General features: G+C 61.1%; 10 protein-coding genes. 6 read left to right on the top strand and 4 right to left on the bottom strand.

Features of this window, described 5'->3' with window-relative positions; translation table 11 throughout:
- Nucleotides 1-6: 6 nt before the first annotated feature.
- A complete protein-coding gene (locus AC1RLZ_RS09695; protein WP_493188473.1) occupies nt 7-1191 on the bottom strand; it encodes a serine hydrolase domain-containing protein in 1185 nt (394 codons plus the stop codon).
- Between the two features lie 256 nt (nt 1192-1447).
- Between AC1RLZ_RS09695 and AC1RLZ_RS09700 the strand changes: the two genes are divergently transcribed.
- On the top strand, nt 1448-1777 hold the full coding sequence (locus AC1RLZ_RS09700) for a hypothetical protein (protein ID WP_371420384.1): 330 nt from the start codon (nt 1448-1450) through the stop codon (nt 1775-1777).
- A gap of 154 nt (nt 1778-1931) precedes the next feature.
- The gene (locus AC1RLZ_RS09705; RefSeq protein WP_493188474.1) at nt 1932-3422 is read left to right on the top strand and encodes an NAD-dependent succinate-semialdehyde dehydrogenase; all 1491 of its coding nucleotides are present in this window, start codon (nt 1932-1934) and stop codon (nt 3420-3422) included.
- A gap of 209 nt (nt 3423-3631) precedes the next feature.
- Here AC1RLZ_RS09705 and AC1RLZ_RS09710 read toward each other — a convergent pair whose 3' ends face one another.
- Complete coding sequence (locus AC1RLZ_RS09710; protein WP_493188475.1) at nt 3632-3841, bottom strand: hypothetical protein; 210 nt, start codon at nt 3839-3841, stop codon at nt 3632-3634.
- Nucleotides 3842-3984: 143 nt separating this feature from the next.
- On the opposite strand from AC1RLZ_RS09710, the gene AC1RLZ_RS09715 reads away from it, so the two are divergent.
- The 4 genes from AC1RLZ_RS09715 (at nt 3985) to AC1RLZ_RS09730 (ending at nt 9738) form a co-directional block, all read left to right on the top strand.
- The gene (locus AC1RLZ_RS09715) at nt 3985-4476 is read left to right on the top strand and encodes a hypothetical protein (protein WP_493188476.1); all 492 of its coding nucleotides are present in this window, start codon (nt 3985-3987) and stop codon (nt 4474-4476) included.
- Between the two features lie 158 nt (nt 4477-4634).
- Entirely contained in the window at nt 4635-4949 is a 315-nt protein-coding gene (locus AC1RLZ_RS09720) for a hypothetical protein (protein ID WP_493188477.1), read from the top strand.
- Between the two features lie 481 nt (nt 4950-5430).
- Nucleotides 5431-6561: an efflux RND transporter periplasmic adaptor subunit gene (locus tag AC1RLZ_RS09725; RefSeq protein WP_493188478.1), complete on the top strand. Its 1131-nt coding sequence runs from the start codon at nt 5431-5433 to the stop codon at nt 6559-6561.
- A 9-nt stretch (nt 6562-6570) separates the two neighbouring features.
- Complete coding sequence (locus AC1RLZ_RS09730; protein WP_493188479.1) at nt 6571-9738, top strand: efflux RND transporter permease subunit; 3168 nt, start codon at nt 6571-6573, stop codon at nt 9736-9738.
- Between the two features lie 37 nt (nt 9739-9775).
- On the opposite strand, the gene AC1RLZ_RS09735 is transcribed toward AC1RLZ_RS09730, so the two are convergent.
- Together AC1RLZ_RS09735 and AC1RLZ_RS09740 are read right to left on the bottom strand one after the other, a co-directional pair.
- Nucleotides 9776-11968 (bottom strand): SLC26A/SulP transporter family protein, encoded by a 2193-nt coding sequence (locus AC1RLZ_RS09735; RefSeq protein ID WP_493188480.1) that lies wholly within the window; start codon nt 11966-11968, stop codon nt 9776-9778.
- Nucleotides 11969-12142: 174 nt separating this feature from the next.
- Nucleotides 12143-13060: a phosphoribosylaminoimidazolesuccinocarboxamide synthase gene (locus AC1RLZ_RS09740; protein ID WP_493188481.1), complete on the bottom strand. Its 918-nt coding sequence runs from the start codon at nt 13058-13060 to the stop codon at nt 12143-12145.
- Between the last annotated feature and the right edge of the window lie 19 nt (nt 13061-13079).

Below are 13079 nucleotides of genomic sequence, written 5' to 3' on the forward strand. Positions count from 1 at the left end.
GCCGTCTCACGCCGCCTTCTTCGCGCCCAGCTCCGCATAAATCGCGCGCTCAAAGTCTGAAAACACCTTCAAACAAGTCGGATCCGCGAATGGCAGCACCTGCATCATGATGACGCCGGTGATGTCGCGTGCCGGATCGATCCAGTAATAGGTGTTGGCGAGGCCGGCCCAGGCGAGGCTGCCGGCGCTGCGGCCTTCAGCGGTTTGCGCCGTGTTGATCATGAAGCTAAGGCCGTATTTCTTGTCGATGCCCGGCAGGAAGTCGACATTGTTACTGGCGGTCGGCACCGCCGCGGCCATCGGCGTCATGCTGAGCTCGCCAATATGATTCTGGCCCATCAGCGCGATGGTCTCCGGCCCTAATACCCGATTGCCGTTGCCGGTCCCGCTGTTCAGGATCATTTGCGTAAACTTGATATAGTCGGGCGCGGTGCCGTAGAGCCCGCCGCCGCCGGCGAAGAATTCCGGATCTTGCCTGATCTCGAAAGGGATCGGAGTCAGTGCGCCGTTGGTGCTGCGGCTGTGCATGGCGACGAGACGCTTGCGCTGGTCGTCGCCGATCACGAAGGCGGTGTCGGTCATTCCGAGCGGCGCCAGCAGGTGGTTCCGGAAATAGGCGTCGAGGCGTTCGCCGCTGACGGTCTCGACGACCTTGCCCACGAAGTCGATATTGGTGCCGTATTCCCAGCGCGTGCCGGGATCGCGCATGATTGGTACTTTCATGGCGGCGTTCAGCCCGGTGCGGAACGGCGGAATGCCGGTCTTTTCCAGATAGCGCACCATGTCGCCGTTCCACATGTCGTAGCAGAACCCGGCCGTATGGGTCAGCAGATGCCGCAAGGTGATCGGTTGGCGCGGTGGACGCAGCTTTGGGGTGCCGACGACGTCAAAGCCATCCAGCACCTGTGTTTCCGCAAGATCCGGCAGTACTGTCGTAAGCGGTGCATCCAGCGTCAATTTGTCCCGCTCCACCAGCTGCATCGCTGCGGCAGCGGTAATCGCCTTGGTCATGGAGGCGATCCAGAACACGCTGTCCGGGGTCATGGTGGTATCCTTGGATACGTCGCGCTTGCCGAACGCACCCCGATAGATGATCTCACCCCGCGTCGCAGCCATCGCAACCGCACCGGGAATCGCGCCGGCCTCGCTGGCCCTCTTTAGAATCTGGTCGATCTCGACTTGGGTAGACATCCGTTTCCCCTCCAGTTTTTTCTTATCTTACCGCGTTTCAACTTGAGCGCGAGGCCGCCGATCTCGCGGATGTGATTACACTTGCGCTGGTTTTAGCCCCTCGGCGGAACTATTTCCGGTTTAGCCAGCAAACTTCATAGCGGCCCGGAACGAAATTGGCGCAGCTGTGTTCAAAAAATGACGTGAACGTCAAAGCGCTTTCCGACACTAACCCTAAGACCATGAGTGTGCAGCGTGTCAGCTGCGGAGACCGACGATGATCGCGAACTGGACCGACTGGAAACATTATCCCCGCGCTTCCCGTGGCGAGAGCATCGAGGCACCGATCGGTCCAGGAATTTTCGAGGTCCGGGTTGCCCAGACCGGCGCCTTGTTCGCTTTCGATGCAGCTGAAAATCTGGCGCAGGCGCTGGCCAAGATTTCGGCCCCGCCGAAATCCTTCATCTCCTGGTTTGGTCGCCGTGACGTGGCGATGCTGCCGGAGCTGGAATACCGCACCTTCTCGACGACGACCCGCGCCAATGCCCGGATCGCTTTCGAGCGGATGATCGACCGGCGCGAGACCTATATGCGCGGCGCGGCCTGATCTGGCTTGCGGCGTTCGGCGACTGTTGAATTCGGGCGTTAAATGCCCGAGCGAGCGATAGCTGCCATTCGCTGCCGAGGGGCGCTTTCGGGTCTATACTCCTCTACAAGTCCGCGGCTATACGTTCGCGACACTTTCCGCAGGAGAACCGCCCATGTCACCGACCGCCGCCGCACGCCAGTCATCTGCCCCTTCGCTGCGCGACCGCCTCAAAGACCCCTCACTGCTGCGCGACAAGTGCTACATCGATGGCACTTGGGTCGGCACCGGCGAGACCTCGGTTACCAATCCGGTCAATGAAATTGAAATCGCCAAGGTGCCCAATATGGGTGCCAGGGAAACGACGCAGGCCGTCGAGGCCGCCGAAAAGGCGTTTCCGGTCTGGGCCAAGTTCACCGCCAAGCAGCGCTCCAACATCCTGCGCAAGTGGTTCGAGCTGATCATTGCCAATCGTGAAGATCTGGCGCTGATCCTCACCACCGAACAGGGCAAGCCGCTGGCCGAAGCGTTGGGCGAGGTCGATATCGGTGCCGCCTATATCGAGTTCTTCGCCGAGGAAGCCCGCCGCGTCTATGGCGAGACCATTCCGACCCAGCGCGCCGATGCGCGCCTGCTGGCAATCAAGCAGCCGATCGGTGTTTGCGGCGCCATCACGCCGTGGAATTTCCCGAACTCCATGATCACCCGCAAGGTGTCGCCCGCGCTGGCCGCCGGTTGCACCGTGGTGATCAAGCCCGCCAACGAGACGCCGCTGTCGGCGCTGGCGCTGGCTGAACTGGCCGAGCGCGCAGGTGTGCCGAAGGGCGTGCTGAACATCATCACCGGCGATGCATCGGCCATCGGCCTCGTGTTGTGCGAGCATCCTGCCGTGCGCTTCGTTGGCTTCACCGGCTCCACCAATGTCGGCAAGATCCTCTACAAGCAGGCTTCGGTCGGCGTGAAGAAGCTAGGCCTCGAGCTCGGCGGTAACGCACCCTTCGTGGTGTTCGACGACGCCGATATCGATGCTGCCGTCGAGGGCGCGATCGTGTCGAAGTATCGCAACATGGGCCAGACCTGTGTCTGCGCCAATCGCCTCTATGCGCAGGACGCGATCTACGATCAGTTCGTCGAAAAGCTGGCGAAGAAGGTTGCGGCCATGAAGGTCGGTGACGGCACCGAGCAGGGCATTACCCAGGGTCCGCTAATCAACGAAAAGGCGATCGAGAAGGTCGAGCGTCACATCGCGGATGCCGTGAAGGGCGGCGCCAGGATCGTCACCGGCGGCAAGCGCCACGCACTCGGCGGCACGTTCTTCGAACCGACGGTGCTCGCCAATGTGAACCCGAATGCGCTGGTGTCGCAGGAAGAAACCTTCGGCCCGCTGGCGCCGGTGTTCCGCTTCAAGGATGAAGCCGACGTCATCGCCATGTGCAACGCGTCGCCGTTCGGTTTGGCATCCTACTTCTATTCGCGCGATCTCGGTCGCGTCTGGCGCGTCGCAGAAGCGCTGGAGTCCGGCATGGTCGGCGTCAACACCGGTCTGATCACCACCGAAGTGGCCCCGTTCGGCGGCGTGAAGGAGTCAGGTCTCGGCCGCGAAGGTTCGCATCACGGCATGGAAGAATATGTCGAGATCAAATACATCATGATGTCGGGGATCTGAGGCGTCGCGCCTTTCCGAATTTTGAATCAGTCACTCGTCATGCCCGGCCCGCGCGAAGCAAGCTTCGTGCGGGCCGGGCATTCGCGTTTTGGCAGGCATGGCCAATGGCTCTGCCATAGCCAGCACAAATCAATGTCCGTCTCTCGGTTATTCGCCGGCGAGTCCGACGGGCCTTCTGAATTAGTTGATCCAGCCGAACCCGCCCTCGGTCAGTAGCAGCGACGTACGCGCACGCCATTGACCCAGACGGTGCGGCACGCCGCCGCCGGGCGGCGTACCACAACGGCGCCGCGGTAGCCGGCGCAGCCGGCACGGTAAACGCCACGTGTGCAGACGACGGCGTTGGCGTCGGTGGCTTCAAACGTCATTGTCGTGCCGAATGCGAAAACGGCTGCAACCATCATCAAGAAAGAACGCATGGTGATCTCCCGTTTTGGTTGGTTGGAAAAGGACGCGCGAAAAGGTTCGTGGGCTTCAGTGGCGGCGTAAGCGGTATACGAACAAGAGTTTTGGAAGTTGCTTCAATTGCAAAGAGTAGTTCGTAGGAATACGCAAAAATCTCGTGAACGATCAGGAATCCTGTAACGGCGCCTTGTATCCTGATGCGGCAAAACGTTTATTAAATATCGCAGATACTTGCCGACTTGAAACTTGCAGCGGGCCTGTTTCGCCCGATGCTGCCTCAGCAGGAGAAAGCATGTCGGATTTCAGAACCAGGTGGTTTAGCTTTCACAATCGACTTATCGAGCCTGCCTCAAAGGAAATATTCAGTCACGTCGAAAAGATGGTGATCGGCACCTTGATTATATCGGCCGGGGCACATGTATCGAGCGATGAGCCCTCTATCGTTCTGTTCGGATACCTGCGCCACAGTCTCGTCGGTGGTGGTGTCGAACTGTTCGGAATCGCTCTGTTGCTGCTGAACTTCATCGATGGCCTCTACAAGCTTGCAAAGCTGGAGTGGCACGTCGCGTTTCAGATCGCGATGTCGCTCTGTTACATCATCCTGTCTGCCCGGTTGATACAGCTGATCCTTGCCTTTCGTGGGGAGTAATGGACGCAGTCGGCGAATCGTTATCGTGCAGCCTCGATCACCGTTGAGCGAATGGCGCGAGGACGCCGGTACAAGCCGGTGAAAGCGATGCGCTGTTGCTGGCCAGGCACCGCACGATGCGGCCCCCACCGGGCGGAATGCCGCCGCAGAGCGATCTGATGTCGCCACCGCATGCTGATCTCATCACCAACAATTCTTCGCGTGGCCGCATCGGCCGCAGCACGATGGCTGCGGGAGTGGTTACGGGTGCAGCGGTCGCGGCTGCCGCAGCCGGAGCCGCAGTCGTGCCTTTCGTAGCGGGCGTCGCTGCTGCCTTCGGTGCGGCCGTTGCCGGCTTGGCAGCCGGTGGCGTGGATTCGGCCTTGGGCGTTGTTGCGGGTGCCGGCTCAGCGGCCTTTGGTGCAGCCGCCGGCGCTTCGACGGCCCGAACCGCGCCCGCGCATGCCGACGAAAGGCTCGACATGTTCTTCTGAAGGCACTGCAACGAGGCTTCTCCACCAGGAGGAATGCTCGAGCAATGCGCGATGTAATCCGAGCGGCACTGCGTCTTGATCGCGTCACGCTGCGCCTGGCTCGGCGCCTGCGCAAAGGCAGGGCTCGCGATTGCAAATAGAATGACAGTGGCCATCGACGTGCGATATCGCGCGGCGGAACCGAACATGAAATTCATCGCTGAAATCCTCGTTGCTACCGCCCGGTCATTCAGGGCAATTGCGTAAAATCTTCAAGAAACGTGAGTTCTGAAAGGCATTCGCAAAACAACTTCGGTCCGGCATCATTTTACGGTTTCGTTTCCACTACAAGTGTATTGTTGCTATTAATGCGTGTGGCTGCCGCTTTCTTGGCCGAGGGGTTTTCAGAGAGTCATTTGATTGAGGCAGGATAATGCGATTTGTGCGCGCCTGTTCATCTGGACGAAAAGCTCGCATTGAGCAGCTGCAGCAGATCACGGCCATGCGCGCTGCGGGTATCGTGTTGACGAGCCTTTTTTTAAGTGCCTGCGAGCAAAACACTTTTGTGCCGCCGCCACCGCCGAAAGTTGAGGTAGCGGTCCCTGTGCAGCGCGGCATCACGCGCTTTTTCGAAGCGACAGGCAATACAGCACCGGTCAAGAACGTTGATCTCGTGGCGCGCGTTCAGGGCGTTCTGCAGTCGATCAACTATCAGGATGGCTCCTTCGTCAAGCAAGGCGCGACGCTGTTCACGATCGAACCGGAGACATACCTGTTGAAGCTGGAGCAGGCGCAGGCTGCGGAAGCGGGGGCACAGGCCACTGCAAAGCAGGCCGAGGCTGACTTCAAGCGCCAGTCAGATCTCGTTGCCCGGCAAGCCGTCTCGCAAGCCACACTCGACCAGTCGACATCGGCGCGCGAAAACGCCCAAGCCAATCTGCAGCAGGCGCAGGTCAACACCAAGATCGCGGCCGTCAACTACGGCTATACGAATGTCGTTGCCCCGTTTGACGGTATCGTTAGCGCACATCTGGTGTCGGTCGGCGAACTGGTCGGTGTCGCGTCGCCGACGCAGCTTGCGACGATCGTGCAACTCGACCCGATTTATGTGAATTTCAACGTCAATGAACAGGATGTGCTGCATATCCGGGACGAAGCCCGACGGCGCGGGCTGACGGTGAGCGATATCAGGCAGTTGCCCGTCGAGGTCGGACTGCAGACCGAGACCGGCTTTCCGCACAAGGGCAAGATCGACTACATCTCGCCGACCATCAACCAGTCGACGGGTACGCTACCGGTGCGTGGTGTGCTGCCAAATCCGGATCGCATCCTGTTGCCGGGTTCTTATGTCCGCGTTCGCGTGCCTATCGACCAGCAAGGTGACGCCCTGCTGGTGCCCGATGTATCGCTTGGGAGCGATCAGGCTGGGCGCTATGTGCTGGTCGTGAATGGTGACAATGTCATTGAGCAGCGCAAGGTCGTCGTCGGCCCGCTGGAAGCCGACCTTCGCGTGATCGAAAGCGGTCTGAAGCCGGATGATCGCGTCGTCATCGCAGGCCTGCTGCGTGCCATTCCGGGGCAGAAGGTCGATCCGCAGGTGAGAAAAATCGAAGCGCCGATACCGACCAAGTAGGGACAGGCCATGATTTCGAAGTTCTTCATCGAGCGGCCGGTCTTGTCCAATGTCATCGCGTTGCTGATGATCCTGATCGGCGGCGTCTCGCTCTATGGCCTCGCTGTCGCACAGTATCCCGACGTGGTGCCGCCGACCGTCCAGGTCACGACGCGCTATCCCGGCGCCAGCGCCAAGACCATTGTCGACACGGTCGCATTGCCGATCGAGCAACAAGTCAATGGCGTCGAGGATATGCTCTATATGCAGTCCTACAGCGCTGCCGATGGCACCTATTCACTCACGGTCACGTTCAAGATTGGCACCGATCTGAATTTTGCGCAGGTGCTTGTGCAGAACCGCGTATCGAGCGCGCTGTCGTCGCTGCCGACCGCCGTGCAGAATCAGGGCGTTACCGTTCAGAAGAAGTCGACGGCAATCCTGTTGTTCGTGACACTGACGTCGCCGAAGTCGACCTATGACAGCCTGTTTCTGAGCAATTACGCCACGATCAACATCCGGGACGAGTTGTCGCGTCTGCCCGGCGTCGGCAATGTGACGGTGTTCGGCGCCGGCCAGTATTCGATGCGAATATGGCTCGATCCGAACCAGCTGCAAGCGCGCGGGCTGATGCCGCAGGACGTCATCCAGTCCATCCAGCAGCAGAGCCAACAGGTTGCTGCGGGCCAGATCGGCATGCCGCCGACACCCGCGGGGCAGGCGTTCCAGTACACGCTGAACATCAACGGGCGGCTGGACGATCCCGCCGAGTTCGAGGACATCATCGTCAAGACCGGCGATAGTGGCGACGTCACGCGGGTCCGGGACGTTGGGCGCGTCGAATTGGGCGCGCAGACCTACAGCCAGATATTCTCGCTCAACCAGAAGCCGGCTGTCGGCATCGGCGTATTCCAGTCGCCGGGCGCCAACGCGCTCGAGGTCGAAAAGGCCGTCGAGAAGAAGATGGTCGCGCTGGCTGCGCAGTTTCCCGACGACATCAAATACGACACCCCCTTCGACACCACGAAATTCGTCCAGGCATCGATCGACGAGGTCTACAAGACGCTTCTCGAGGCTGGGCTTCTGGTGCTGGTGGTCATCCTGATCTTCCTGCAGGACTGGCGTGCGATGCTGGTGCCGGCAACGACAGTGCCGGTGACGATCATCGGCGCCTTTGCGGCGATGGCCGCGCTGGGCTTTACGATCAATCTGTCGACTCTGTTCGCCATCGTGCTGGCGATCGGCATCGTGGTGGACGACGCCATCGTGGTTGTCGAAGGTGCCGCCTACAATATCGAGCAGGGCATGTCCGGCCACGACGCTGCGATCAGCGCGATGGACAAGCTGTTTGCCCCGATCATCGGCATCACGCTGGTGCTGATCTCGGTGTTCCTGCCGGCGGCATTCCTGCCTGGATTGACCGGGCGCATGTATGCGCAATTCGCGTTGGTGATTGCCGCGACGGCTCTGCTCAGCGCCATCAATGCGGCCACGCTGAAGCCGACGCAATGCGCATTGTGGTTGCGCCGCCCGGTGCCCCCGGAGAAGCGCAATTTCTTCTATCGTGGGTTCAACAAGGTCTACGACCGGGTTGAGCGGGGCTATGCTGCCCTGATCACTCGCATGGTCGCACACAGCAATCTTTCGGTTTTCATCGCATTGATTCTGATCGGTATCGGCGGTTATGGGCTGTCCCGGATTCCCACCGGCTTCATCCCGATCGAGGATCAAGGCTATCTGCTGGTAGCCGTCCAGTTGCCCGATGGCGCCGCGCTGGACCGGACGCAACGTGTGCTCGATCGGGTCAGCGAATTGGCCGCGAAGACGCCGGCGGTGGAACAGGTGCTTACCATTTCAGGCATCTCCGCGCTCGACAACAGCTCCAGCCTGGCCAATGCCGGTGTTGCCTATCTGATCCTCAAGGAATGGAGCGAGCGCGGACCGGGTCAGGACCTTCGTTCGCTGTTCGTCGGACTGAACGAGCGTCTCTCGGTGATCGAGGAAGCCCGCATTCTGGTGGTTCCTCCGCCGCCGATTCAGGGCATCGGCAATGCTGCGGGCTTCGCCATGCAGGTGGAATTGCGCGACGGTAACGCCGACTACGCCAAGCTGCAGGCGATCACCGGCGCGATCGTTGCCAATGCAGAGACACAGAGTGCCTTGCAGCGCGTCAGTTCGCCGTTCCGCTCGATGGTGCCGCAGTTCGATATCGAGATCGACCGTATCAAGACCCAGACCCTGCATGTGACGACGGATCAGGTGTTTTCGACCCTGTCGTCCTATCTCGGCTCGTCCTTCGTCAACCAGTTCAACAAGTTCGGCCGCACCTTTCAGGTCTATACACAGGCAGATGCCAAATTCCGGCTGACCGCCCGGGACATCGAGAACCTGATGGTCCGCAACCAGCAGGGCAGCATGATCCCGCTTGGCACCGTGGCGAAGATTACGCCCGCCGTAGGGCCGTCGCTGATCAGCCTTTACAATCTCTATCCGACGGCGGCGGTGATCGGCCTGCCGGCACAGGGCTACAGTTCAGGGCAGTCGATGGCATTGATGGAGCAGATCGCGGCCAAGACTTTGCCGCCGGGAACGGGCTTCGAGTGGACGGCGATGTCGTATCAGGAAAAGGTCGTCGGCAATCAATTGTATTATGTGTTCGGCCTTGCGTTGCTGCTCGTCTATCTTGTGCTCGCAGGGCAATATGAAAGCTGGTATGCGCCGATTTCGGTGATCCTGGCCGTGCCGCTGTCGCTACTTGGCCCGATGACGGTGCTCACCGCGCTACGAATCGAGAATAATCTCTACACGCAGATCGGCATTATCCTTTTGATCGCACTGTCGGCGAAGAACGCGATCCTGATCGTGGAGGTGGCGATCGAGCTGCATGTGCACGATCGCAAGCCGCTGCTCGAGTCTGCAGTCGCAGCCGCGCGTGCGCGCTTTCGGCCGATCCTGATGACGTCCTTCGCCTTCATTCTCGGCGTGCTGCCGCTGGTGCTGGCGACCGGCGCCGGCGCCAGCGCCCGCAAGTCGATCGGCATCACCGTGTTCTCGGGCATGCTCGCTTCGACCTGCCTTGCCGTCTTGTTCGTTCCCACCTTTTTTGTCGTCATCCAGAGGTGGGAGAACTGGCGCGCCAGCCGCAAGGCAACGATACCTGAAAATTCGACCGTCGGTGCCGGCGGCTCCAACTCGTAGCCGGCCGTCCGTTTCGCATGCGTCGTGTGGACTCTGCTTACCTTCGCAACACCGCGATCATCCGGCTCGCAAAAGCCAGCCGCTCCGCCATGACCGACACGAAGTATGTCAGCAGCTTCTGGCTCAATGCCGGATGGTTTTGCTTGATGTCCTCGAAGGCGTCGGCGCGCAGTAGATACAGCACGCTCGCGATTTCGGCCTGGATCGTGGCGCTGCGCGGTGCATAGGCGACAAGGCCCATTTCGCCCACTGTCGTGTAACGCCCGAGGCTGCGCACCCGCGTCAGCCTGCCATCGCCCGCCGGCACCATGATGCCAAGTCGGCCGTCCAGAATGAAGTGCATGGAATCGGCAGCGTCGCCAGCCTGAACGACGATTTCGCCGGCGCCGACCTCGATGCGTTGGCAGCGACGCATCAGTTCTTCGGAATCGTCCGCGGTGCGCAGGATCTTGGTGAACCAGTCGCGCAAGTTGGCTTCTTCTTCGGCGAGTCCGCGATGCCTGACGATCACCTCGTTCTCGCACCACTCCAGCGCGTGATCGAGTTCGCCCATGACCTTGACGGCGTTGTCGATGAACAGGCTGGCGCGCAAATTGCGATTGGCCGCGGGATGAAGATTGGCGAGCACCAGCGTGGTGCCGTGGCCTTCGGCGATGCGCTTGATCTGGGCGAAGCTGTGGGCAGCCGATGAGTCGATGCCCGTCACCAGCTTGAAGTCGAACACCAGATAGCGGCATTCGGGATGCCGGCGCAGCAGCGCCTTGACGTGCAGATACAGTCGGTTGGCCGAGCCGAAGAACAGATAGCTCTGCAGATTGAGGCCCTGAATTTCGCGGCCATGGGTCGCCAGCGTGCGCTGGTCTTCCAGCGACCGGTCGAGCGAACTGCGATATTCCGAGCCGTCGAAACCGTATTTGATCGAGGAGACCCGCGACACGCTGAGCGCAAAGGTGGCGCAGCCGATGACGATGCCGATCAGCACACCGGCCACGAAACCCCAGGTCAGAATAATGACGATGATCGCCAGCAGCGACAGGTAGTCGAGCAGCGAGAGCCGCTTGCGGGAGTCGACGATCCAGCGATGAAGTTGCTCCAGGCCGAGATACAGCAGCAGGCCGCCGAGCACGAAGCGCGGCATATAGGCAAGTAATGCGGGATCGACGACGAGCATCAGCGCGGCTACCGCGGCGACGGTCAGGCCGGACAAACGACCGGTAGCGCCACTGCTGCGGTTCAGGACTGAACGGCTGATCGAGATGCAGCCAGCATAGCCGCCAAGTGCGCCGGCCAGGATATTGGCGGCTCCGGTGACATTGAGTTCGCGCTCGATATCGGCTTCCTGATGCGCGGCGACTTCGAGGCCCGTCGTATTGAACAGCGTGCTCACTGCCGTCACGAAGATCACAGCGATGAAATTGCCCACAAGTCCGGGCAGCGCCTGCCACGGGTAGCCATCGCTGAAGAATCCCCAGGGCAAGGTCAGGCTGGCTTTCGGGGGCGACGCGAAGGTCCAGCCGATGGCCTGTGCTTCGATCACGGATATGCCGGCGATCCGGAACGCGAGATGCGCCGCTACGACGCTCCCGATGAGGATCGTGGGCAGCGCCAGCGGCTTGCGGGAGCGATGCCAGACAATGTAGATCGTCAGTGCCACGGCAGCCGCAGCCAGCAGCTCGTAGAGCGTCATCGGATTGGAGAGGCTGGTGAGGTTCGCCCATTGCAGCTTGTGGCCGGTAATCACCTGAATGGCGCCAGCGACGATCAGGCAGGCGGTAGCTCCGAGAAACCCGCCGATCACCGGATAGGGCACATAGCGGATAGCCCGCCCCATGCGCGTGATGCCGAAACCGCACAGCACGATGCCCGTGACGATCGTGGCCGAGGACAATGTGATGAGTACTGGACCCAGCAAAGTGGGCGATGCATCGGCCGTGACGAGGTGTTCGACCAGGGCTGCCGACAGGATCGCGGTGACGGCTGCGGTGGAGCTCTCCGGGCCGGCCACGGCGAAGGGAAATGAGCTGCCGAGGGCGACGACGGCGGCGATGACACTCGCCGAGATGAAGGTTGCGGCGATTCCGTAGGGCATCAGCGCCGCCAGCGGCCCCGTAAAGATCAGCACCGAATAGGACAGGCCGAAGCTGATGGTCAGAACGCTGGCGATCAGGCCGCCGGTGATGTCATTGCGCCAGACGCGCAACGCGTCCGGGCTGACGAGGGAGTCAGCCATGGGCGGCTACCTTCAAGGTGGAGGGGATGGTGGAGCCGGGCAAGAAGTATGTCACGCGCGAACCTGTCGGAGCGCTGCGCGACAAGCGCAACCGCCGCCGTCTCTGGTAGACGACGGAGAGATGGACGGACAAGAATATTTTTATGACAGTCCACGTGAAGGACCGTCGGCGGCTTAGCTGACCACAAGCTCAGCGCCGGTCAGGCGACGATAGGCTTCCAGATAGCGTTTGCTGGTGGCGTCGATGACCTCAGGGGGGAGTGCCGGCGGAGGCGCCTCACCGTTCCAGCGGCCGGCGCGTCGCTCGATGTCGAGATAGTCGCGCAGTGGCTGCTTGTCGAAGCTCGGCTGTGGCTGGCCCGGCTTATAGACATCGGCCGCCCAGAAACGGGAGCTGTCGGGGGTCATCACCTCGTCGATCAGGATGATGCGGCCATCGGCCTCCTTGCCGAATTCGAACTTGGTGTCGCCGATGATGATACCGGCTTCGCGGGCGATCTCTTCGCCCTGGGTATAGATGGCGCGGGTCATGCTCTCGAGGGTGAAGGCATCCTCCTCGCCGATGATCTCGCGCATCCGGGCAATGGTGATGTTCTCGTCATGGCCGGTCTCGGCCTTGGTGGCCGGGCTGAACACCGGCTCGGGGAATTTCTGGCTCTCAAGCAGTCCGGCATCGAGCTTCTCGCCGGCCAACGTGCCTGACGCAGCATATTCCTTCCAGGCCGAGCCCGAGATATAGCCGCGGATCACGCATTCGATCGGGAAGACGGTGGTGCGGCGGCACAGCATGGCGCGACCGGCCAGCGCGGCGCGGTGACCTGCGAGCGCCGGCACTTGCTTGATGATGTCGTCGGCATCGGCCGAGATCATGTGATGCGGGACCACGCCGCCGAGCTGGTTGAACCACCAGGCACTGATCTGGGTGAGCACCGCACCCTTCATCGGGATGGTTTCATTCATGACCACGTCGAAGGCGCTGATGCGATCGGTGGTCAGCAGCAGCACGCGGTCGTCGCCGACGGAATAGATATCGCGCACCTTGCCGCGACCGATCTTGGGCAGGGGCAGGTCGCTGGTGGCCATCGTGGTCATGTCAGGGGGTCTTTCGAAA

The organism is Tardiphaga sp. GW822-FHT04G09 (assembly GCF_058800725.1).